We start from the raw sequence: 21,883 nt of genomic DNA, 5'->3' as shown, positions 1-21,883 counted from the left end.
ATCAATCGGATTCATGCACCGCGCCCGGGTATGGTTCGCCGTCCATGGCATCGACCGCATCCAGCGGATCGTCACCGACAACGGCGCCTGCTACCGGGCCAAAGACTTCGCCCACGTGCTCCACGGCGCACGCCACCAATTCATCACGCCCTACACCCCGCGCCACAACGGCAAAGTCGAGCGCTACAACCGCATCCTGGCCGAAGAGTTCCTCTACGCCAGGACATGGACCTCAGAAACCCAACGCGCCGAAGCACTCAAAGTCTGGAACATCCACTTCAACTACCATCGACCACACTCTGCCGCCGCAGGCCAGCCACCAGCATCACGACTCGCCACCGGCGTCACCAATGTCATGGCCTCATACAGCTAGCCACCGGTTAGCTGGACCACCGGCGGGTTGGCCGGCGCGGCCGACACCGGCATGTCGACATTGCCCTGACATGCCCCGCTGCTGATGTCGGTGTGGAAGACACCGGTCAGGACGCCGTTGGGGCCCGGTGTGTACGCCGTGATCGATTTCGCCGGATCGTATTCGATCGTGCCGTCGGGCAGCAGGCAGTCCCACTTCCACGTCATTTCGCGCACCCACTGGGCGCCGTTCCAGGTGAACTCGATCGTCTGCGGCATGAATTGGTTCTTGGGCGGTGGTGGGGCGTTGACCGTCGCGGTACAGACATTCGCCACGCACTTCGAGGTGATCGAATAGGTGCCCCGGTGGGCGAATTCGGGTTGGCTGGCCGCCATGCTGGTGCCGGTCTTGGCGTTGGCCGACAAGGTGAGCACGTACTGGCCGTTCCACAGCGGATCGGCCGCGACCGCAACGGGCGCCAGCACAAGTGAACCGGATAAGGCAGCCACGGCGGCAACCGCGGCACGACGACCCGACACAGTTCCTCCCAGGATCCTCTCAGGCCGGCGCGCTCCAGCAGCGCACGTCTGCCCGAATGTCGTGTTCGTTGCCCCGGTTGTTACACCCGCGGTCGCAGGATGTGCAGGGCTCCCGGCACCGCCGAGATTTCGGCGGGCAGCGCGCACGCGTAGTCGCCGTCGGCGTAGACGTTGATGCCGGGGCATTCGACCTGGATCGTCTTCGCGCGCGCGGTGCGCACCTCGTCGAGGTCGACGTGCGTGCCCTTGAGGACGGTGGGGAACAGGCGAACCAGTTTGGTCCGGGACGCGGTGTGCGCCATCGTGATATCGAGTAGGCCGTCGGTGTAGTCGGCGTGGGGGCAGATCAGCATTCCGCCGCCGTAGCTTCGGGTATTGCCGAACGCCGCGAGCGTGATGTCGGCGTCGATCTCGGTGCTGCCGTCGAGCACCAGGCGAAACGGCAGCATCCGCAGCTGCGAGAGTTCGGCGAGCATCGCGAGGTAGTAGCGCAGCCGGCCGTGCGGCCAAGTCATCCGGTTCGCGCGGTCGGTCACCAGGGAATCGAATCCCGTCGCCGCCACCGTGCCGAACCACTTGCCCACCCCGGCGCCGTCCACGATGCGGCCCAGGTCGATCGTCTGGGTCCAGCCGTCCACGACGATGTCCGCGGCGGCCTCGGGATCCTTTGTGGGGATGCCGAATTCGCGTGCGTGATCGTTGCCGGTGCCGGCCGGGATGATGCCCAGCGGAATGTCGGTGCCCGCCAACACCTGCAGCGCGTTGGAGATGACACCGTCGCCGCCGGTGGCCACCACCGCGTCGGTGCCGCGTTCGATGGCGGCGGCGGCCAGATGACGGGCATCGGCGGCGTCGTCGCCGATGATCTCGTTCACCTCGACGCCGCGGGCGTGCAGCCGGGCGATCGCGGCCTGCGCCGCGTGCACGGCGGTGCCGTGGCCCGAGAGGGGATTGGTCAGCGCGGTCACCTTGGCGATCTCGCGCTGGCGCAGCGGTGTCACGGAATCAGCTTGCCGGGGTTGAGGATTCCGGCCGGATCCAGGGTCGCCTTGACCGCGCGCAACACCTGCACGCCCAGATCGCCCACCTCGTTGCGCATCCACGGCCGGTGATCGGCGCCGACGGCGTGGTGATGGGTGATGGTGCCGCCGGTCGCGACGATCGCGTTTGACGCCGCGGCCTTCGCGGCCCGCCACTGCTCGATCGGGTTGCCGCGCTGGCCCGCGACCACGGTGAAGTACAGCGACGCGCCGGTGGGGTACACGTGCGAAATGTGGCACATCACCAGCGCCGGTGTCCCGCTTTCGGCCAGTGCGGTGGTGAGCGCGTCGGTGACGGCGGCCTTCAGCGCGGCGATGTTGGACCAGTCGGTCGCGGTTTCCAGCGTCTCGCACAGCGCGCCGGCGGCCAACAGGGAGTCGCGCAGGTACGGCGCATTGAACCGGCCGCGCTCCCAGGCCTGCGCCGGGCCTTCGCCCAGCGAGGTGCCGCCGCGCGCCGCCAGCAGGGCGCTGGTTTCGGCGTGCCGGCTTTCGACGTGTTCCTTGGTGCCCTCGAACGCGGTGATGGCCAGGCAGCCGCCGGTGATCTGGGTTTCGCCGATCGACTCCGTGGTAGCCAGGTTGACCCCGGTTTCGGCCTCGTCAGACAGCCGGATGACGGTGGGGCCGGTGGCATGCTGGGTGACCGCCCGCAGCGCCGCGGCCCCGGTCTCGAAGTCGGGGAACGACCAGGCCTCGTAGCGGACCTCCTCGGGCACCCGGTGCACCCGCACCCGGACCTGGGTGATCACGCCGAAGGTGCCCTCCGACCCGATCAGCAGCTGGCGGAGATCGGGGCCGGCCGCCGATTCCGGTCCGCGGCCCAGCTCCAGCGTGCCCACCGGGGTGACCACCCGCAGGCCGCGCACCATGTCGTTGAACCGGCCGTAACCGGCCGAATCCTGCCCGGAGGACCGGGTCGCGGCGAAGCCGCCGATCGTGGCGTACTGGAAGCTCTGCGGGAAGTGTCCCAGCGAGTAGCCGTGCGCACCGAGCAGCCGTTCGGCGTCCGGGCCGGTGACCCCGGCGCCCAGGACCGCTAGGCCGGACACCTCGTCGAGCTCGACGAGCTGGTCGAAGCGGCGCAGGTCGAGGGAGACGACGGCGGTGAAGTCGCCGCGGACGGGATCGAGGCCGCCCACCACGCTGGTGCCGCCGCCGAACGGGACCACGGCGATGCCGTGCTCGGAGCAGTAGCCCAGGATCGCGGCCACCGCCTGCTCGTCGCCGGGCAGCAGGATGGCGTCCGGGGCGTCTTGCACCCCGGTGTCCTTGCGGCGCAGCAGGTCGAGGGTGGATTTACCGCCGGCGTGCAGCAGCCGGTCGCGGTCGTCGGTGCGGCAGTACTCGGCGCCGACGATCCCGGCCAGCGCGTCCGCATCCGCCGCCCTCAGCGCGGACGGGCGCAACCGCACCTGCTCGGCGGCGAGCTGGGCAAGCTGTGAATCTTCAAGTCCCACAGCCTGTTTCAACAATGACCGAATGCCGTCGGGCAGTGGCTTGGCGCGGGCGGGATCCCCCCACGCATCCCATTTCATCGGGGGAAGAAGTGCCTCGGATCGCGTCATGCGTTACAGTATTACACATGCTGTCAATCAGTAACGCGGACCTGGATGTGGGCGACCGGATTCTGGCCGCCGCGGCCAGCTGCGTGGTCGATTTCGGGGTGGACCGAGTGACTTTGGCCGAGATCGCCCGGCGCGCGGGGGTGAGCCGGCCGACGGTGTACCGCCGCTGGGCGGATACCCCCTCGATCGTGGCGGCGCTGCTGACCCAGCGCATCACCGACGTGATGCGCGAGGCGCCGTTGCGCGGCGAAGACCGGGAATCGCTGGTGCGCCAAATCGTTTCGGTGGCCAATGTGTTGCGCCGCGACGAGCTGATCGGGTCGGTGATGCATTCGCACCTGGCGTCGACCTACATCACCGAGCGGCTCGGGCAAAGCCAGCAGATGCTGATCGGCGCCCTCGCCGACCGGTTGCGGGTGGCGCAACGCCACGGCAGCGTGCGACCCGGTGACCCGCTCCAACTGGCGACCATGGTGTTGCTGATCGCGCAGTCGACGATTCAGTCCGAGCGGATGGTGCGCCCGGTTCTCGGCGCCGACGCGCTGGCCACCGAACTCACCCACGCCCTGAACGGATACCTGGCCCCATGAACGCCGCACTCAATGCCGCCCGCCGCACCGCCGACCTGACCGCACTCGCCGACGGCGCGACACTGGACGTCGTCGTGATCGGCGGCGGGATCACCGGCGCCGGGATCGCGCTGGACGCCGCGTCGCGCGGCCTGCGGGTGGCGCTCGTGGAGAAGCACGATCTGGCGTTCGGTACCAGTCGCTGGAGCTCCAAACTGGTGCACGGCGGCCTGCGCTACCTGGCGACCGGCAACGTCGGCATCGCCCGGCGCAGCGCCATCGAACGCGGAATCCTGATGACCCGCAACGCCCCCCACCTGGTGCACGCGATGCCGCAACTGGTTCCGCTGCTGCCGTCGCTGAGTCCCTCCAAGCGGGCGCTGGTGCGGGCGGGATTTTTCGCCGGCGATGCCTTGCGGATGCTGGCCGGCACCCCGTCGTCGACGCTGCCGCGAGCCCGCCGGGTGTCGGCCGCGCGGGCGGTGCAGCTGGCGCCCACAGTGCGCCGCGAGGGTCTGGACGGAGGCCTGCTCGCCTACGACGGCCAACTGATCGACGACGCCCGCCTGGTCACCGCCGTCGCGCGTACCGCCGCCCAGCACGGGGCGCGGATTCTGACCTACGTCGCGGCGTCCGAGGCCACCGGCACCTCGGTGCGGCTGACCGACCGGCGCACCGGGCAATCGTTCGACGTGTCCGCCCGTGCGGTGATCAACGCCGCCGGAGTGTGGGCGGGGGAGATCGACGGCGCGCTGCGGTTGCGGCCCAGCCGCGGCACCCACCTGGTGTTCGACGCCGCCGCATTCGGCAATCCGGCTGCGGCACTGACGATTCCGATCCCGGGGGAGCTCAACCGGTTCGTCTTCGCGATGCCCGAACAGCTGGGCCGGGTGTATCTGGGGCTCACCGACGAGGCCGCGCCCGGCCCGATTCCCGACGTGCCGCAGCCGTCCGACGCCGAGATCGACTTCCTGCTGGACACCGTGAACACCGCGCTGGGCCGCACCGTCACGACCGCCGATGTGATCGGCGCCTACGCCGGCCTGCGGCCGCTGATCGACACCGGCGCCGGCCGCACCGCCGACGTCTCGCGTGAGCACGCCGTCGTCGAGTCCGAGACCGGGGTGATCAGCGTGATCGGCGGCAAGCTGACCGAGTACCGCTACATGGCCCAGGACGTCATGGACCGTGCCGTGCGCCTGCGGCGGCTGGCGGCCGGCCCCTGTCGCACCCGCAATCTTGCGCTGATCGGGGCGGCGGCTAATCCGGGCCCGGCGGCCGGTTCGGGCGCCGGGCTGCCCGCGTCGCTGGTGGCCCGCTACGGCGCCGAGGCGCCGCACGTCATCGCCGTCGCCTCCTGCCAGCGGCCCACCGAACCGGTCGCCGACGGGATCGACGTCACCCGGGCCGAGTTCGAATACGCCGTCACCCACGAGGGCGCCCTCGACGTCGACGACATCGTGGACCGGCGCACCCGGATCGGTCTGGTCGCACGCGACCGCGAGCGGGTGGTCGCGGTCGCCCGGGAATTCCTGGCCGGCGTCGGCTGACCGGCCGCGGGTTGGCCGCGGCGAAGTTCGGGTAACAGGGTGCGGTGAGCACCGATGGCACCTGGACGCGTGCGGAGATCACGGTCACCAATCCCGCCGCGATGACTCAGGCGATCACCGGCACCGCGATCGGCAACGTGATGGAGTGGTACGACTTCGGCGTCTACGGCTACATCGCCACCACGATCGCGCAGGTGTTCTACCCCGGCAACAGCGTGAGCGCGGTGCATCTGCTCGCCACCTTCGGCACGTTGGCGGCGGCGTTCGTGGTGCGCCCGGTGGGCGGCATGATCTTCGGCCCACTCGGCGACCGGATCGGCCGCAAGCGGGTGCTGGTGATCACCATCCTGATGATGACGGCCGGGACGACGATGAGCGGACTGCTGCCCGGCTACGCCGCGATCGGCATCTGGGCGCCGGTCCTGCTCATCGTGGCGCGGGTGTTCCAGGGCTTGTCGACGGGCGGTGAATTCGTCGGCGCGATGACCTATCTGGTGGAGCAGTCCCCGGATCGCAAGCGCGGCATGCTGGTCGGATTTCTGCCGTTGGGCAACCTGATCGGATTTGTGGTGGCCGGGTTCCTGGTGACCGGGCTGCAGGCGTGGTTGCCGCGCGACGATTGGCTGGCCTGGGGGTGGCGGGTTCCGCTGCTGTCGGCGGCGCCGTTGGGTCTGATCGCGCTGTACATGCGGCTGCGGCTGGAAGAATCGCCGGCCTTCGTGCAGATGACCGAGCAACCCGAAGAGGGCGGCCAGTTTCGGCGCACCGTCGTCGAGCAGTGGCGGCCGATGTTGATCTGTGCCGCGCTGGTGCTGACCTCCCAGGTGGCCGACTTCATGGTCACCGGCTATCTGCCAACCTACTTGAAAACCGTTGTGCACCTTCGGGAAACAGTGGCGTTGGTGCTGATCGTGCTGACCCTGGCCATCTTGATGGCCACGATCGTGTTGGTGGCCAAGCTGTCCGATCACGTCGGCGTCAAGCCGATCATGCGCACCGGTTGTGTCCTGCTGATCGGGGCGTCGATACCGGCGTTTCTGCTGATGCGGCTCGGCGGTGCCTATCCGGTGGTTTTTCTCGGTGTGCTGCTGATCGGGCTGATGGAACTGTGCTTCGACAGCACGACGCCGTCGGCGTTGCCGGCGCTGTTCCCGACCCGGGTGCGGTACGGGGCGCTGGCCATCTCCTACAACCTGTCCATCTCCACCGTCGGCGGCGTCACACCGCTGATCGCCCAGGCGCTGGTGTCGTGGACCGGCAGCGCCATGGCGCCGGCCTACATGCTGATGTTCGCCGGTGCGGTCGGCGTGGTCACGCTGCTGTTCATGCCCGAGGTGGCCGGCAAGCCGCTGCCCGGGTCCGGCCCCGCCGTCGAAACCGAGGCGGAGACACGGGAATTGGCGAGCCGCGCGCGAGCGTAACGCAGGGACGGTTTCCGCCGGTGAAACCCGGCGTTACGCTCGCGGGCTAGCGCCGATTTACAGGGGGATGTTCTTGTGGCGACCGCGCCGGGCCGGCGCCTCGGCCAGCGCCTGGGTGAGCTTGCTGCGGGTGTGCGCCGGGTCGATCTTCTCGTCGACCACGCCGATCTCGATGGCGCTGTCCACACCGCCGGCGATCCGCTCGTGCTCGGCGGCCAGCTCGTCGTGCAACGCCTCACGCTCGTGCTCGGGCGCGGCGGCCAGCTTGCGCTTGTGCAGAATACCGACCGCGGCCTTGGCGCCCATGACGGCGACCTCGGCGTCCGGCCAGGCGAACACCTTGGTGGCGTTCAGCGAGCGGGAGTTCATCGCAATGTAGGCCCCGCCGTAGGTCTTTCGGGTGACCAGCGTGACGCGCGGCACGGTCGCCTCGCCGAACGCGTGCAGCAGCTTGGCGCCGCGACGCACCACGCCACCCCACTCCTGGTCGACACCCGGCAGGTAGCCCGGCACGTCGACGATCACGACCAACGGAATCCCGAACGCGTCACACAGCCGCACGAAACGCGCTGCCTTCTCCGCACTTTCGGAGTTCAAGCAGCCGCCCAGCCGCAGCGGGTTGTTGGCCAGCACACCGACGGTGCGGCCCGACAACCGGCCCAGACCGACCACCATCGACGGCGCCCAGTTCGCCTGGAACTCGTCGAACGGAGTGTCGTCATCGAGGATCGCGGTGACGATCGGGTGTACGTCGTAGGCACGGCGCGCCGACTCGGGCAGTAGGGCGTGGATGTCGGTATCCCCGGCTTCGGCCTTGTTGCGGTCGAAATGCCCCTGCTGGCAAAACAATCCGACCAACCGACGACCGCGCTCGTAGGCGTCCAGCTCGTCCTCGGCGACGATGTGGCAGACGCCGGACTTCTTGTGGTGGGTTTCCGGTCCGCCCAGCGAGCACATGTCCACGTCCTCGCCCGTGACGCTGCGAACCACGTCCGGTCCGGTGACGAACACCCGGCTTTCCGGCGCCATCACGATGACGTCCGTCAGCGCCGGCCCGTACGCGGCGCCGCCGGCGGCGAATCCGACGACCACCGAGATCTGCGGGATGTAGCCCGAAGCCCGAATCATGGCCTCGAACACCAGGCCCACCGCGTGCAGGGCCTTGACGCCTTCGGCCAGCCGGGCTCCGCCCGAGTGCCAGATGCCCACGATCGGGCTCTGCTCCTCGATCGCCGTGTCGTAGGCGTTGACGATGTGCGAGCACCCCTCGATGCCCATCGCACCGCCCATCACCGTGCCGTCCGTGCAGAAGGCAATGGTGCGAACGCCGTTCACGGTTCCCGATGCGGCCAGCACACCGGAGCGGTCACGCTCGTGCAACAACGCGACGCTGCCGTCGTCGAAGAAGGTGCTCAGACGCAGCAGTGGGTCGCGGGGGTCCAGTGACTCGCCAACCGCATCGGGGGCCATGAGTGTCATCGCAGGTCTCCTGTTTCCGGTGAGCTCGGGCTCAGTAACGCTGGGTGTCAGTACCGTCCAAAGGTGATCGCAACGTTGTGACCGCCGAATCCGAACGAGTTGTTGATCGCGAACCGGTAGTTGCCCGGCCGCGGCTTACCCGCCACCACATCCAAATCGATTTCTGGATCGAGGTTTTCCAGGTTCAGTGTCGGGGGGATCACCTGCTCGCGCAATGCAAGAACCGTCAAGATCGACTCCAACGCGCCGACGGCACCGACCGAGTGCCCCAGCGCAGACTTGGGTGCATACACCGCGGGGTGATTGCTGCCCAAGGCCTTGTTGATCGCCTTGCTCTCGGCCAGGTCGCCGACCTGGGTGCCGGTGGCGTGGGCGTTGACGTGGTCGATCTCGGCGGGGGTGATGCCGGCGAGCTGAATCGCCCGCGTCATCGCGTGCGCGGCGCGCTCCCCGTTCGGATCCGGTGCCACCATGTGGAATCCGTCCGAGGTGACGCTGGCCCCCATGATGCGCGCCAGGATGTTGGCGCCGCGGGCCTTCGCGTGTTCCTCGGTCTCGATGACCATCAGCGCGCCCGCCTCACCGAACACGAAACCGTCGCGGTCCCGGTCGAACGGGCGGCACGCACCCGCGGGGTTGTCGTTGTTGGTCGACATCACGATGCGCATCGCCGCGAACGCCGCGATCGGCACCGCCTCGATCTGAGTCTCCACGCCGCCGCAGATGGCGATGTCGGCCTCACCGAGCACGATCTGCTGCCAGGCCCGGGCGATACCTTCATTGCCCGACGCGCAGGCCGAAACAGGTGTCATGACACCGGCTTTGGCTTGCCGTTCCAGCCCGACCGCCGCGGCCGCACCGTTGGGCATGTACTTCTGCACGCCCAACGGGGAGACCGCCTTCATGCCACGTTCGCGCATGTCGTCGTAGCTGAACACCATCTCCTCGGACGAGCCCAGGCCGGTGCCGATCGACACTGCCAACCGGTTGGTGTCGACCTCGGGCGAACCGGCGTTCTCCCATACCCGGCGGCCCAGGACGGTGGACATCCTCTGCAGATAACCGGTGCGGCGCAGCTCGATACGCGTGAGCTGACTGTCGAAGTCCTCTACCAGGTGCCCACCGATGCGCACCGGCAAGTCGAATTTCTCGACGAACGGGTCGGTGAGGGTACGGATTCCACTTTGGCCGTCTAACAACAGCTTCCAGGTTTCTTCCGCATCAGGTGCCAGGGCAGTCGTCGCAGCGATGCCGGTGACGACCACGTTGGGGAATGCTTTCCCCGTAACCAGCTCTGTCATGGGTGTGGCGAACGTTCCTTCCATATCCATCCGGCTCCCCTCGGACCATCGGTGGCCCGCCTCGTTGCCGGACGTCGTGCTCTTAGTACCGCCCGAAGGCGAGGGCCACGTTGTGGCCGCCGAACCCGAATGAGTTGTTGATCGCGTAACGGAAGTCGCCGTAGCGCGGCTCGCCCGCAACGACATCCAGGTCAATCTCGGGATCGGGTGTTTCGTAATTGAGGGTCGGCGGAATGACACCGTCCCGCAGGGAAAGCACCGTGAGCACCGACTCGAGCGCCCCGACTGCGCCGATGGAGTGTCCCAGTGCCGATTTCGGTGCGTACACGGCGGCCCGTTCGCATCCGGCGACCCGGATGGCATTGGCCTCTGCGGTGTCGCCGATCGGCGTCGCCGTTCCGTGTGCGTTCACGTGGTCAATGTCCTTGGGGGACAAGCCCGCCAACTCCAGTGACCGGGTCATGGCGCGGCCGGCACGCACGCCGTCCGCCGCGGGCGCCACCATGTGGAAGGCGTCCGAGGTGATCCCGGCGCCCATCAGCCGGGCCAGCGGCTTGGCGCCGCGGGCCTTGGCATGCTCCTCGGTCTCGATGAGCATCAGGGCCCCCGCCTCGCCGAACACGAAGCCGTCGCGGTCCTTGTCGAACGGGCGCGAGGCGCGCTCGGGCTCGTCGTTGCGGGTCGACATGGCCCGCATCATCGAGAACGCCGCGATGGGCAGCGCCTCGATCGGACCCTCGACACCGCCGCAGACCGCGACCTCCGCGTCACCCATGACGATCTGGCGCCAGGCGTGCGCGATGGCTTCGGATCCCGACGAACAGGCCGACACCGGGGTGATGACCCCGGCCCGCGCCCCGAGTTCGAGACCGACGACGGCAGCGGCTCCGTTGGGCATGATCATCTGAACGGCGAGCGGCGACACCTTGCGGGGACCGCCCTCGTTCATCAGGTCATAGCTCTCGACGATCCGCTCGGCGCCACCCAGGCCGGTGCCAACGACAACGCTGAACCGGTCCGGGTCGAGCTCGGGGGCGCCCGCCGACTCCCACAGTTGGCCGCTGAGATACTTGGCCAGCCGCTGGACGTACGACATCCGTCGCAAATCCAGCCGGCCCATGTGGTTGTCGATCGGCTCCTTGAGGTGCCCACCGATCTGGACCGGCAGCTCCCACTTGGTGACGAAATCGTCTTCGAGGACGCGGATGCCGCTCTCGCCGGCCAACAAGCCCTTCCACGTGCTCTCGATGTCCGGCGCGATCGACGTCGTCGCCGCGAGGGCGGTTACCACAACATTGGGGTAACCGCCGTTAGCAGTGGAAGGCTTGGTCACTTGCTGTCCGCTTCCAGCCTCGCCTGAACGTTGGCAACGGCCTCGGGGTTCTCCGACTCCAGCTTGGCGCGCAGAGCCTGAGCGGCCTCGGGGTTCTCTTCCTCGAGCTTCTGGATGTAGGAGACCACGTCACCGACAGTGCGCAGACCGGCCAGGTCCTCGTCCGGGATCTTCACGCCGTACTTGTCCTCGGTCTGCACGGCGATCTCCACCATCGACAACGAGTCGATGTCCAGGTCGTCGACGAACGACTTCTCCGGGGTGACCTCGGAGGGCTCGATACCGGTGACCTCTTCGATGATCTCGGCGATACCGGCGATGATTTCTTCCTGCGAAACGGCCACAGCCCTTTTCCCTTCGTAATGTGTTGTGTGCAAATCGGATTGATGTGCTCTTATGTGGTTGTCCTGACCGGGCTGACGATTAGATGTCGGCCAGCGCGTCCAGGTCTGCGGGCGACTTGACGGCACGAACCGTCACCCCCCGAAGCTCGCGTTTAGCGATGCCGGCGAGCGTTCCCGCGGGCGGGAACTCCACGATTGCTTCGACATCGTGGTCGGCCAGCGTCTTGGTGCACAGATCCCATCGCACCGGCTGGGTCAACTGAGCGACCAGCGTCTCCATCGCCGCGGCAGCCGAGGTGACCGGCTTGCCGTCGCGGTTGGACAGCAGGGTCGCGGTGGGCTCGGCGGTCGCGATGGCCGCAGCCGCGGCGGCGTAACCCTCCAAGGCGGACGCCATGTACTTGGTGTGGAAGGCGCCGGCCACACCGAGCGCGCGCACCCGGGCCTTGGCCGGCGGGTCCTCGGCGAGCTTTTCCAGCGCGGTCAGCGCGCCGGCGGCGACGATCTGCCCGGCGGCGTTGCGGTTCGCCGGGAACAGGTCGAGCTGCTCGAGCCGGGCCAGAACCTCGGCCTCGTCCCCGCCCAGCACCGCCGACATGCCGGTCGGCTCGGCGGCGCACGCCTTGGCCATCTCGGCGCCGCGGGTGGCGGCCAGCGCGACCGCGTCGTCGGGCGCCATCACGCCGGCGATCGCGTAGGCGGCGATCTCGCCGACCGAGTGGCCGGCCACGATCAGGTCCTTGCCGCTCAGCAGGCCGCGCTTGGTCAGCTCCTGGTGGGCGAGCAGGGTGGCCGCGACGACCAGGGGCTGCGTCACCGCGGTGTCGGTGATCTCCTCCGCGGAGGCGCTGGTGCCCAGTCGCACCAGATCCAGGCCACTGGCCTGAGACCACCGCGCCATCTGCTCAGCGGCGCCGGGCAGTTCCAGCCACGGCGCGAGCATCCCCTCGGTCTGCGAACCCTGTCCGGGCGCGAGTAACGCAATCACGTGTCTAAGAGAACACTGTGGAAACGAATTTGGCGGGTGTAACAGATTATGAACCTCGTCTTAGGTTTTTGTGGGGAGCCCACAAAAACGCTCGACAAGCAACGTATTTGATATCGCGTCGCGATCTGTTGCCTGGATCACTAACGCGTCGACGGTGTCACAGTACCTGCCCTGACCGGCAGCGGAACCCCCGTTACCGGGTTGTTACCGACGGTGGACGTGGGCGCCGGGTAGTTGAGTTGGCCGACCGTCGCCGCGACTCGCAACACGTAGGCGTCGCGCGGCTGGGTCGGATCGCGGCCGGTGAAGTCGGTGATCCGCTTCAGCCGATACCGCACCGTGTTTGGATGAACGAACAACTTGCGAGCGCAGGCCTCTATGGCGCCGCCACAATCTAAGTAAGCGTCAAGAGTTTCGATTAGCGTCGGCCCGGCGTCGGCCAGCGGGCCCATCACATCGGTGTGCAGCGCGACGATGGCCGACGCGTCGCCCATCAGGGCGCGTTCCGGCAGCAGCTCGCGCGCCTGGACGGGACGGGGCGCGCCGCGCCAGCCGGCGACGGCGTTCATGCCCGAAATCGCCTCGCTGGCGCTGTGATAGGCCGCCGTCAGCATCGGCGCGGTGGGTCCGATGACGACCGGGCCGTCGGAGAAGGCGTTCAACAGATCGCCCAGAAACTTGTCGGTGGGCGACAACTGTCCGGACACGATGGCCACCAGCCAGGTGCCGTGCACGTCGGTGAGCGCCGCGCGTCCGTGCCGGACGGCGGTGTCGCGGACGACCTGGCTGGCCCGCTCGCTGGCGCCCTCGCCGTTGGTGTTGTCGCGGCCGGGCGCCGGCATTCCGACCACCACCGTGGCCGGCGCGGTGGTGTCCCAGTTCAGCGCGGCCGCGCGGGACAACAGCTCGGGGCCGGTGTCGCCGCGCACCACCGCGTCGACGACGCTGGCCTCCATCCGGCTGTCCCAGGTGCCCCGGGCCTCGGCCGCGTCGGCGTATTCCCCGGCGAAGGTGAAGGCCAGGTCGCGGCTGTACTTCAGGATGCCCACGGTCAGTGCGGTCAACTGCTCCTCCGAGCGGGCCAGCAGCGGCACCACTTCCTCGAAGAACTCCATGGTCACCCGGACCATGTCGACGCTGTGCCGCAGCGCGATGCGCCGGGTCAGGTCCTGGGGCACCAACTCGAAGGCCTGCGCGGTATAGCTGACGTTGCTGTGCGGGTCGTGCATCCACTCCACGAAGTTCACCACCGCCGTCTGCACCACCAGTGCCACGCTGGCCCGCTGGGACGCCTCCAGGTCGGCGAAGAATGGCAGCCGGTCCTGCATGGCCGACACGGCTTCGGTGGCCAGCCGGCCCGAGTACTGCTTCAGCCGTCGCAGCAGCGAATCCGGCACCGAGTCCAGCAGCTCCAGCGGCGACCGCGGCTTGGCGAACGGCCCGGCAAAGGGATTGTCGCCCACGCCTAAAACCTACGCCTGATTTCTGGAACTTTCCCCCAAAGCAGACGGCGGGCGGGCCAGCGTGTGCAGTCGGCAGCCGCGAGCGTGAAGTTAGCTTCACTGTCGGCGTCGAACGTGAAGCTAACTTCACGTTCGCGCTGGGCGGCGCCGGCGGGCCACGTGGGCAGCGGCGTCACGCCCCGGGCCCGGGATCGGACGTCTGCTGCGGTGCGGCCAGCACGTCGTCGATCCTGTACTGGCGCGCCGCCGCGACCGGCACCGACGGGTCGATCTCGCCGTCGCGCGCCAGCGCCTCCAGCACCGCCACCACCTGCGACTCGGCGTCGGTGTTGAAGTAGCGCCGGGCCGCAGGCCGGGTATCGGAGAAGCCGAAGCCGTCGGTGCCCAGCGTGACGTAGGTGGTGGGTACCCACGGCCGGATCAGCTCGGGCACCGCACGCATCCAGTCCGACACCGCGATCACCGGGCCGGTGATGCCGGATAGCGCCCGGGCGACGTAGGGCGGCTGAACCTGCTGATCGGGGTGGCGCAGCTGCTCGCGCTGAGTGGCGACCCCGTCGCGGTTGAGTTCGCTCCAACTCGTCACCGACCACACGTCGGCCGCGACGTCCCACTCGGCGGCCAACATCTCGGCGGCCTTCAACGCCGCCGGCACCGCGATGCCCGACGCCAGGATCTGCGCCTTGTTGGTGCGCTGCTCGGTGGCCGTGCGGAAGCGATACATGCCGCGCAGCAGGCCTTCGGGATCGAAGTTCGCCGGCTCCGGCGGCTGTACGTACGGCTCGTTGTACACCGTGATGTAGAAGTACACATTCTCCGGGTGCTCGCCGAACATCCGGGCCAGACCGCTCTCGACGATGTAGGCGATCTCGAACGCGAACGCCGGGTCGTAACTGACCACCGCGGGGTTGGTGGCAGCCAGCAGCAGCGAGTGGCCGTCGGCGTGTTGCAGGCCCTCACCGGTCAGCGTGGTGCGGCCCGCGGTGGCGCCCAGCACGAAGCCGCGGGCCATCTGGTCGGCCGCCGCCCACAGGCTGTCGCCGGTGCGCTGGAACCCGAACATCGAATAAAAGATGTAGATCGGGATCATCGGCTCGTTGTGCGTCGCGTACGAGGTGCCCGCCGCGGTGAACGATGCCGTCGACCCCGCCTCGTTGATGCCCTCGTGCAGGATCTGACCGACTTCACTTTCCTTGTACGCCAACATCAATTCGGCGTCGACGGCGGTGTAGAGCTGGCCGTTGCGGTTGTAGATCTTCAGCGACGGGAACCACGAGTCCATCCCGAATGTGCGGGCCTCGTCGGGAATGATCGGCACGATCCGCGGACCGAGTTCCTTGTCCCGCAACACTTCCTTGAAGGTGCGCACGATCGCCATCGTGGTGGCCACTTCCTGGTTGCCCGATCCCTTCTTCAGCGGCGCATAGATCTCCCGCGCGGGTTGCTTGAGCGCCTTGGTCTTGGTGCGGCGCTCGGGCACGAAACCGCCGAGGGTGCGGCGCCGATCCAGCATGTAGCGGATCTCCGGGGCGTCCGGACCGGGGTGGTAGTACGGCGGCAGGTAGGCGTCCTCTTCCAGCTGTGCGTCGCTGATCGGGATCCGCATGGCGTCGCGGAAGTCCTTGAGGTCTTGCAGCGCAAGCTTTTTCATCTGATGCGTGGCGTTGCGGCCCTGGAAGTGGGCGCCCAGCGAGTAACCCTTGATGGTCTTGGCGAGCACCACGGTCGGCTGGCCCTTGTGGTCGACGGCGGCCCGGTAGGCGGCGTAGACCTTGCGGTAGTCGTGACCGCCGCGCTTGAGGTTCCAGATCTCCTGGTCGGTCATCGGCTCGACGAGCGCCTTGGTGCGCGGGTCGCGGCCGAAGAAGTGGTCCCGGACGTAGGCGCCGTCGTTGGCCTTATAGGTCTGGTAGTCGCCGTCGGGCGTGGTGTTCATCAGGTTCACCAGTGCGCCGTCGCGGTCGGCGTGCAGCAGCGCGTCCCACTCGCGGCCCCAGACCACCTTGATGACGTTCCAGCCGGCGCCGCGGAAGAACGATTCCAGCTCCTGGATGATCTTGCCGTTGCCGCGCACCGGGCCGTCGAGACGCTGCAGGTTGCAGTTGATCACGAAGGTCAGGTTGTCCAACGCCTCGTTGGCGGCCACCTGGATCAGCCCGCGACTTTCCGGCTCGTCCATCTCGCCGTCGCCGAGGAACGCCCACACGTGCTGATCGGAGGTGTCCTTGATGCCCCGGTCGTGCAGGTAGTGGTTGAACCGGGCCTGATAGATGGCGTTCATCGGGCCCAGGCCCATCGACACGGTCGGGAATTCCCAGAAGTTCGGCATCAGCCGCGGGTGCGGGTAGGACGGCAACCCGCCGCCGGGGTGGCTGTGTTCTTGCCGGAAGCCGTCGAGCTGGTCGGCGCTCAACCGCCCCTCCAGAAAGGCTCGCGCATAGATGCCGGGGGAGGCGTGACCCTGGATGAAAATCTGGTCGCCGCCGCCGGGATGGGTCTTGCCCCGGAAGAAGTGGTTGAAGCCGACCTCATACAGCGCGGCCGACGACGCATACGTCGAAATGTGGCCGCCCACACCGATTCCCGGACGTTGGGCGCGGTGCACCATGATGGCGGCGTTCCATCGGATCCAGGCCCGGTAGCGGCGTTCGACGTCCTCGTCACCGGGGAACCACGGCTCCAGCTCGGTCGGGATGGTGTTGACGTAGTCGGTCGACGTCAGGGCGGGGATGGCCACGCGCTGTTCGCCGGCGCGTTCCAGCAACCGCAACATCAGGTACCGGGCGCGTGCCGGACCCGACCGCTCGAGCAGGTCGTCGAAGGACTCCAGCCACTCCGAGGTCTCCTCGGGATCGATGTCGGGAAGGTACGACGCCACGCCCTCGCGGATCACTCGGACGCGATCGGGTTCGCTTCCGTTGCTTGGGGTTTTAGCCAGATCGTGGCGAGCGAACTCGGTCGTCAACGCACTGCTCCTGTTGTCGGCGGTGGGCCTATCGGTGTTGGTCTTTCTATCGTGCCGTACCGGCGCCCCGGGCGGGTAGGCGCAACCCCCTCCTGACTACGCGGGTTCACCTGCCGACACGCAACGTCGGCGACTGCAGGGCGTCAGCTATCGCCACCCGGTAACGTCACAACCTGTGCTCATCGGATGGAGAGTCGTCCCTGGAACGCACGGGGGGAAGTTGCCCAGGTGCGGAGCGCTGGCGCTCGGGTGCATCGCGGCCGTGCTGATGGGCGTCGTCGGGTGTACGACCGTCACCGACGGCACCGCCCAGCCGGACACCAAGGTGGCGCCGGCCTACCGGCAGTCCGTGTCGTCGTCGGTGTCCGCCTCGATCGCGACGTCGAGCATCCGCGAATCTCAGCGGCAACAGTCCCTGACGACCAGGGCGGTGCGCGGCAGCTGCGACTCGCTGGCCACCACCAGCAAGGACGCGATCGACAAGGTAAATGCGTATGTCGGGGCGTTCAACGCCGGCCGCGGCACCGGCCCGTTCGAGGGGCCGGCCATCGACGCGCTCAACAACAGCGCCTCGACGGTGAGCAACAGCTTCAATGACGCCCTGTCCGCCCAGTTGAAGGATGCGTTCAACGCCTACATCGACGCCGCACACGGGGTGGCGAACGCGATCGGCACCCACGCCGGGACCGGCGAATTCAACCGGCGGGTCGATCAGCTCAACGACACCAAGACCAAAGCGCTGAAATTGTGTCTGGCGTCCTTCTGAGGGGGAGTGTGGACGGGGTTCTGGCTGTGCGACGATAATCCCCAATCGCATGGCGCGACGGTTGTGCTGTTAAGGAGGCTCCACGGTGGTCGCGGCGGATGACGCCTCGAACTACGCTCGCAAACTGGGCGTCCAACGAGACCAGGTAGTCCAGGAGTTCGGGTGGGACGAGGACACCGACGACAACATTCGCGCCGCGGTTGAGGAAGCCTGCGGCTCCGAGCTACTCGACGAAGACACCGACGAGGTGGTCGACGTCGTTTTGCTGTGGTGGCGCGACGGCGACGGCGATCTGGTCGACACGCTGATGGACGCCATCGGCCCGCTGGCCGAGGACGGCGTGATCTGGGTGTTGACGCCCAAGACCGGCAAGCCCGGCCACGTCCTGCCCGCCGAGATCGCCGAGGCGGCACCCACCGCCGGCCTGATGCCGACGTCGTCGGTCAACCTGGGGGATTGGAGCGCCAGCCGCCTGGTGCAACCCAAGTCCCGCGCCGGGAAGCGTTGATGCTGCCGGTCGGTACGACGGCTCCCGATTTCACCCTGCGCGACCAGAACCAGCAGCCCGTCACGCTGAGCAGCTTTCGCGGCGACAAGAACGTTGTGCTGGTGTTCTTCCCGTTGGCCTTCACCAAGATTTGCCAGGGCGAGCTGGACCAGCTGCGTGATCAGCTGCCGCGCTTCGACAACGACGACAGCGCGGCCCTGGCGATCTCGGTCGGGCCACCGCCCACCCACAAGGTGTGGGCCGGGCAAAGCGGGTTCACGTTCCCGGTGCTGTCGGATTTCTGGCCGCACGGCGAGGTGAGTCGGGCCTTCGGCGTGTTCAATGACCGCGCCGGCTATCCGAATCGGGGCACCTTCGTCGTCGACCGGTCCGGAATCATCCGCTTCGCCGAGATGAAGGAGCCCGGCCAGGCCCGCGATCAGCAACTGTGGATCGATGTGCTGGAGGCTTTGCGAGTCTGACAGTTTGGGGTCCTGGCCGCCGGGCGTGTAGCCTGCGGCGGGTCCGTTTGGTTTTGAGGGCGCGTAGCTCAGTGGTAGAGCACTGGTTTTACACACCAGCGGTCGGCGGTTCGATACCGTCCGCGCCCACCCAATGTTGGATGCTCAAACCGGCAACATGTCCGGTTTGAGCATCCAACCCCGCTTGTAGCCGCTGGTCGTAGGCCAGTGCTTCGGCCTGGAGCGCGGGATCGAACAGCGCGTCGAAGGGCTCTCCGTGCTGGGCGTCCACGATGTCGGTGTCCTCGACCTCGTAGATGTTGATGCGGTCGAAGAACGCTTGATTGCAGATGCGGCGCAGCGAGTCGTCCAGGCTCATGTAGATCGCGTGAGCGTTGCCGGCCAGGGCCAGGCAGTCCTCCAAGTGAGCCTTCGCCTGGTCGTACTCGATTTGCGAGGCGTCGATGCGGGAGTCGAGGAAGGTGATGCGCCGCGAGATGCGGTCCTGTTCCTCTTTGAGCAGGTCGAGCGGCACGGCCCCCGCGTGGTGGGCGTGCAGGAGGCTTCGTCGTTCGTCGCGGAGCTTGTCGCGTTCGGCGGCGAGGGTGCCCCGCTCCTTCTTCGCGGCGACGTGGAGGTCATCGAACTGGCGGGTGAGCATGTGCCGGAGGGCGATGACAATGTGCTCGGGTATCTGGACTTGCCGGTAGTAGTCCTCGACCTTTTGCTCGATGTCGACCACGCCCATCGCCTGCCCGGTGCAGCTCGTCCGCTTGGAATGCCGACCCGCGCAGATGAAGTACGGGTAGATGACCCCGGTCCGGTTCTTGGCGTGGGTGACCATGAAGCGTGAGCCGCAGTCGCCGCAGTAGATCGTGCCTTTCAGGACTGTTCCGCGTCCAGTGCGGATTCGGGCGGCGCCTTCGAGCAGGTACACGATCTTGCTCTGATCAAATACAGTTCTTGTCGTTGGCTGGGTGCGTACGTGCTCAACCGAGTTGACCCAGACGGGTATCCCGTCCGGCGCGGCAGGCGCCACTTCGCGCTCGGCGGGGGCCGTCGGCGGCGTTGAGGCGACGCTTCCACTCCCGGCGCGTGCGTGGTTCATCGCCGGCCAGACTTCCGACCGATCGGGCTTCTAGGAGAGTGACGATGACTTCTGCCGACCGTGTGAGCCTCGGCACCTTCCCGACCCCGCTGGAGCGTGCGGACAATCTTGCGGCGGCGATCGGTCTCGGCAAGGGTCGTCTGTGGATCAAGCGCGATGATCTGACCGGTCTCGGGGCAGGGGGCAACAAGGTCCGGAAGCTGGAGCGCACTGTCGCAGCAGCGCGTCGTGACGGTGCCGATGTGTTGGTAACGATTGGTGCCGCGCAGTCGAACCATGCGCGCCTTACGGCCGCGGCCGGTGCTCGGCTCGGGTTCCGCGTGATCCTGGTGCTCGCAGGCCGTCCCGACGCGGCGCAGACAGGGAATCTCCTCCTCGACAGCCTTTTCGGTGCGGAGCTCCGCTGGGCCGGTGACGTCGACGACGAGGCGCTGGAGGAGAAGGCGGCGGACGTCGCTGCGGAGCTGACGCGAGCCGGTGCACGCCCGGCGGTGATCCCGTTCGGCGGCAGCAACCGCGACGGAGCGTTGAGCTACGTGGATGCCGCGCGTGAGCTGCGAGCACAGCTCTCCGAGGACACGACGTCGGTCGTGGCGGTCGGCTCGGGCGGCACGATGGCGGGCCTGGTGGCCGAGCTCGGGACCGAGCGGGTCCTCGGCGTTCACACGGGTGCCGTGCGGGACCCGCGCGGTGTCGTCGCTCGTCTGGTGAGTCACGTCGCCGGTGGCTGCGATGCCTCGGCGTTGCGGCTGCGCATGGATCAGGTGGGAGCGGGATACGGCCTGCTCGCCGAGGGGACGGCAGCGGCGATCCGGCTTGCCGCGCGTACGGAGGGGATTGTCCTCGACCCGACCTACACGGGTCGTGCCTTGGCCGGGCTCATTGCTGCCGTGCGCGACGGCGAGGTGAGGGGTGACGCCTCGGTCGTGTTCTGGCACACAGGCGGGCTGCCCGGCCTGTTCGGTCATCGTCAGGCAGCCGCTCTGATCGAGGGCGTCACCGCTCACTGAGGTCTCACGCGGCGGAAGTGAGCTGCGTCGAGACCTCCCACAGTCGTGCCGCGTCGGTGGTGTCGAGTGCGTACCAGGCGACGCCGCGGGCGTGTGAGGGGATGTCGGGGGTGCCTTCGGGGATGACCTGGGATTCCTGGCAGTCCTCGAAGTAGCGACCAGTCACCGCCGCGAGCGTGGGGGAGGTGGCGACGACGATGCTGGTGGCGGCGCCCTGGCCGATGGTCTTGAACTGCTGCTTGTTGGTGGCCTGGATGCCGGTGAGTGTGGAGGCGGGCATGTGGCGGGACAGGCCGGTCTCGAGGATCGCGCCGGGGTGGACGGCGTTGGCGGTGATGCCGTCTCCGGCCCAACGGGCGGCGGCCTCGACGGCGAAGAGGACGTTGGCGGTCTTGGACTGGCCGTAGGCGATGAGCGGGTCGTAGGCGCGGTGCTGGAAGTCGAGGTCGTCGAAGTCGATGCCGGCGCGCAGGTGGCCGCGGGAGCTGAGGGAGACGATGCGGGCGCCGCCGAGGACAGCCGATGCGGCATCCGCGGCTCCTGCGGCGAGGGCGTCGTGGAGTCCGGTGGTGAGGGCGAAGTGGCCGAGGTGGTTGGTGGCGAACTGCAGCTCGTGGCCGTCCTTGTTCAGGGTGAGTTCGGGCAGGGCCATGATGCCGGCGTTGTTGATGAGCAGGTGCAGTGGGCCGTCCCACTCGGCGGCGTAGGCGGCGACGGATGCCGGGTCGGACAGTTCCAGCCCGGCCACGGTCACCTCGGGGGCGTCGGGGTGTTCCTCGGCGATGCGGGCGGCGACGGCACGCCCGGCGTCGAGGTTGCGGCCGGTGATGGTGACGCGGGCGCCTGCGCCGGCGAGGACACGGGCCGTCTCGGCGCCGATGCCCGAAGTGCCGCCGGTGACGAGGGCGGTGACACCGTGCAGCTCGATCCCGGTGATCGCCTTCTGCGCGGTCGTTTCCCAGCCGAAGGGTGTGGTGGTCACTAGGGCACCATGCTTTCTGCGGATGCCCGAAGGGTGTTCGTTGAAGGGACTCGGCGGGGGCCGAGGTGACGGCCATTGGTGGTCGCTCTTGGAGGGCCTGCATGACACTGCCGCCCTCGGTCCTGCCGGGGTCGCAGACCGGCATCAGGAAGACGCG

20 protein-coding genes and 1 tRNA gene are annotated in these 21,883 nt (G+C 68.0%); 9 read left to right on the top strand and 12 right to left on the bottom strand.

Going from position 1 to position 21,883, the window contains the following annotated elements:
• Positions 1 to 373: integrase core domain-containing protein (locus AWC25_RS00645; RefSeq protein WP_142278642.1), on the top strand; the 373-nt coding region annotated here is incomplete at its 5' end.
• Here AWC25_RS00645 and AWC25_RS00640 read toward each other — a convergent pair.
• From AWC25_RS00640 to AWC25_RS00630, 3 genes are all read right to left on the bottom strand, one after another.
• On the bottom strand, positions 370 to 891 hold the full coding sequence (locus tag AWC25_RS00640; RefSeq protein WP_069402779.1) for an Rv2253 family sensor-like surface protein: 522 nt from the start codon (positions 889 to 891) through the stop codon (positions 370 to 372). The two genes, AWC25_RS00645 and AWC25_RS00640, sit on opposite strands and share 4 nt — an antisense overlap.
• A gap of 80 nt (positions 892 to 971) precedes the next feature.
• A complete protein-coding gene (locus tag AWC25_RS00635; protein ID WP_069402780.1) occupies positions 972 to 1,892 on the bottom strand; it encodes a diacylglycerol kinase in 921 nt (306 codons plus the stop codon).
• Positions 1,889 to 3,469 carry an FAD-binding oxidoreductase gene (locus AWC25_RS00630; protein WP_142278644.1) on the bottom strand — a complete coding sequence of 527 codons (1,581 nt, stop codon included), beginning with the start codon at positions 3,467 to 3,469 and terminating at the stop codon, positions 1,889 to 1,891. Before AWC25_RS00630 ends, AWC25_RS00635 begins: the two co-directional genes overlap by 4 nt.
• A 47-nt stretch (positions 3,470 to 3,516) precedes the next feature.
• Here AWC25_RS00630 and AWC25_RS00625 point away from each other — a divergent pair, with 47 nt between their 5' ends.
• From AWC25_RS00625 to AWC25_RS00615, 3 genes are all read left to right on the top strand, one after another.
• Positions 3,517 to 4,089 carry a TetR/AcrR family transcriptional regulator gene (locus AWC25_RS00625; RefSeq protein WP_069402782.1) on the top strand — a complete coding sequence of 191 codons (573 nt, stop codon included), beginning with the start codon at positions 3,517 to 3,519 and terminating at the stop codon, positions 4,087 to 4,089.
• Positions 4,086 to 5,618 (top strand): glycerol-3-phosphate dehydrogenase/oxidase, encoded by a 1,533-nt coding sequence (locus AWC25_RS00620; protein ID WP_085166211.1) that lies wholly within the window; start codon positions 4,086 to 4,088, stop codon positions 5,616 to 5,618. The genes AWC25_RS00625 and AWC25_RS00620 overlap by 4 nt, the downstream gene beginning before the upstream one ends.
• Before the next feature lie 101 nt (positions 5,619 to 5,719).
• Positions 5,720 to 7,039, top strand: coding sequence for an MFS transporter (locus AWC25_RS00615; protein ID WP_085166212.1), 1,320 nt, complete (start codon positions 5,720 to 5,722; stop codon positions 7,037 to 7,039).
• A 57-nt stretch (positions 7,040 to 7,096) separates the two neighbouring features.
• Here the strand turns inward: AWC25_RS00615 and AWC25_RS00610 are convergent, their stop codons facing one another.
• The 7 genes from AWC25_RS00610 to aceE form a co-directional block, all read right to left on the bottom strand.
• Positions 7,097 to 8,518 (bottom strand): acyl-CoA carboxylase subunit beta, encoded by a 1,422-nt coding sequence (locus tag AWC25_RS00610; RefSeq protein WP_069402784.1) that lies wholly within the window; start codon positions 8,516 to 8,518, stop codon positions 7,097 to 7,099.
• Positions 8,519 to 8,565: 47 nt separating this feature from the next.
• The gene (kasB, locus tag AWC25_RS00605; RefSeq protein ID WP_069402796.1) at positions 8,566 to 9,819 is read right to left on the bottom strand and encodes a 3-oxoacyl-ACP synthase KasB; all 1,254 of its coding nucleotides are present in this window, start codon (positions 9,817 to 9,819) and stop codon (positions 8,566 to 8,568) included.
• An 82-nt stretch (positions 9,820 to 9,901) separates the two neighbouring features.
• Entirely contained in the window at positions 9,902 to 11,152 is a 1,251-nt protein-coding gene (gene kasA / locus AWC25_RS00600; RefSeq protein WP_069402785.1) for a 3-oxoacyl-ACP synthase KasA, read from the bottom strand.
• Complete coding sequence (gene acpM, locus AWC25_RS00595) at positions 11,149 to 11,496, bottom strand: meromycolate extension acyl carrier protein AcpM (RefSeq protein ID WP_044506662.1); 348 nt, start codon at positions 11,494 to 11,496, stop codon at positions 11,149 to 11,151. Before acpM ends, kasA begins: the two co-directional genes overlap by 4 nt.
• A 79-nt stretch (positions 11,497 to 11,575) precedes the next feature.
• Positions 11,576 to 12,484 carry an ACP S-malonyltransferase gene (locus AWC25_RS00590; RefSeq protein WP_085166210.1) on the bottom strand — a complete coding sequence of 303 codons (909 nt, stop codon included), beginning with the start codon at positions 12,482 to 12,484 and terminating at the stop codon, positions 11,576 to 11,578.
• Positions 12,485 to 12,624: 140 nt separating this feature from the next.
• Positions 12,625 to 13,947, bottom strand: a complete 1,323-nt coding sequence (locus AWC25_RS00585; RefSeq protein WP_085166209.1) for a PucR family transcriptional regulator — start codon at positions 13,945 to 13,947, stop codon at positions 12,625 to 12,627.
• 172 nt (positions 13,948 to 14,119) lie between these two features.
• The gene (gene aceE / locus AWC25_RS00580) at positions 14,120 to 16,912 is read right to left on the bottom strand and encodes a pyruvate dehydrogenase (acetyl-transferring), homodimeric type (RefSeq protein ID WP_069402788.1); all 2,793 of its coding nucleotides are present in this window, start codon (positions 16,910 to 16,912) and stop codon (positions 14,120 to 14,122) included.
• A 175-nt stretch (positions 16,913 to 17,087) separates the two neighbouring features.
• Between aceE and AWC25_RS00575 the strand changes: the two genes are divergently transcribed.
• The 4 genes from AWC25_RS00575 to AWC25_RS00560 all read left to right on the top strand — a co-directional run bounded on the left by AWC25_RS00575 (position 17,088) and on the right by AWC25_RS00560 (position 18,776).
• Entirely contained in the window at positions 17,088 to 17,678 is a 591-nt protein-coding gene (locus AWC25_RS00575) for a hypothetical protein (RefSeq protein WP_085166208.1), read from the top strand.
• A gap of 85 nt (positions 17,679 to 17,763) precedes the next feature.
• Positions 17,764 to 18,186, top strand: a complete 423-nt coding sequence (locus AWC25_RS00570) for a DUF3052 domain-containing protein (protein WP_069402790.1) — start codon at positions 17,764 to 17,766, stop codon at positions 18,184 to 18,186.
• A complete protein-coding gene (locus AWC25_RS00565) occupies positions 18,186 to 18,647 on the top strand; it encodes a peroxiredoxin (RefSeq protein ID WP_069402791.1) in 462 nt (153 codons plus the stop codon). The genes AWC25_RS00570 and AWC25_RS00565 overlap by 1 nt, the downstream gene beginning before the upstream one ends.
• A gap of 57 nt (positions 18,648 to 18,704) precedes the next feature.
• A tRNA-Val gene (locus tag AWC25_RS00560) sits at positions 18,705 to 18,776 on the top strand.
• Here the strand turns inward: AWC25_RS00560 and AWC25_RS27775 are convergent.
• Entirely contained in the window at positions 18,736 to 19,470 is a 735-nt protein-coding gene (locus tag AWC25_RS27775; RefSeq protein ID WP_372513562.1) for a hypothetical protein, read from the bottom strand. The two genes, AWC25_RS00560 and AWC25_RS27775, sit on opposite strands and share 41 nt — an antisense overlap.
• Before the next feature lie 308 nt (positions 19,471 to 19,778).
• Here AWC25_RS27775 and AWC25_RS00550 point away from each other — a divergent pair, with 308 nt between their 5' ends.
• Entirely contained in the window at positions 19,779 to 20,744 is a 966-nt protein-coding gene (locus AWC25_RS00550; RefSeq protein WP_085166207.1) for a D-cysteine desulfhydrase family protein, read from the top strand.
• Between the two features lie 4 nt (positions 20,745 to 20,748).
• On the opposite strand, the gene AWC25_RS00545 is transcribed toward AWC25_RS00550, so the two are convergent.
• The gene (locus AWC25_RS00545; RefSeq protein ID WP_069402794.1) at positions 20,749 to 21,726 is read right to left on the bottom strand and encodes an SDR family NAD(P)-dependent oxidoreductase; all 978 of its coding nucleotides are present in this window, start codon (positions 21,724 to 21,726) and stop codon (positions 20,749 to 20,751) included.
• Positions 21,727 to 21,883 lie beyond the last annotated feature (157 nt).

The organism is Mycobacterium sherrisii, assembly GCF_002102355.1.
Classification (GTDB): Bacteria; Actinomycetota; Actinomycetes; order Mycobacteriales; family Mycobacteriaceae; genus Mycobacterium; species Mycobacterium sherrisii.
This window is presented reverse-complemented; position numbering and strand designations above follow the sequence as displayed.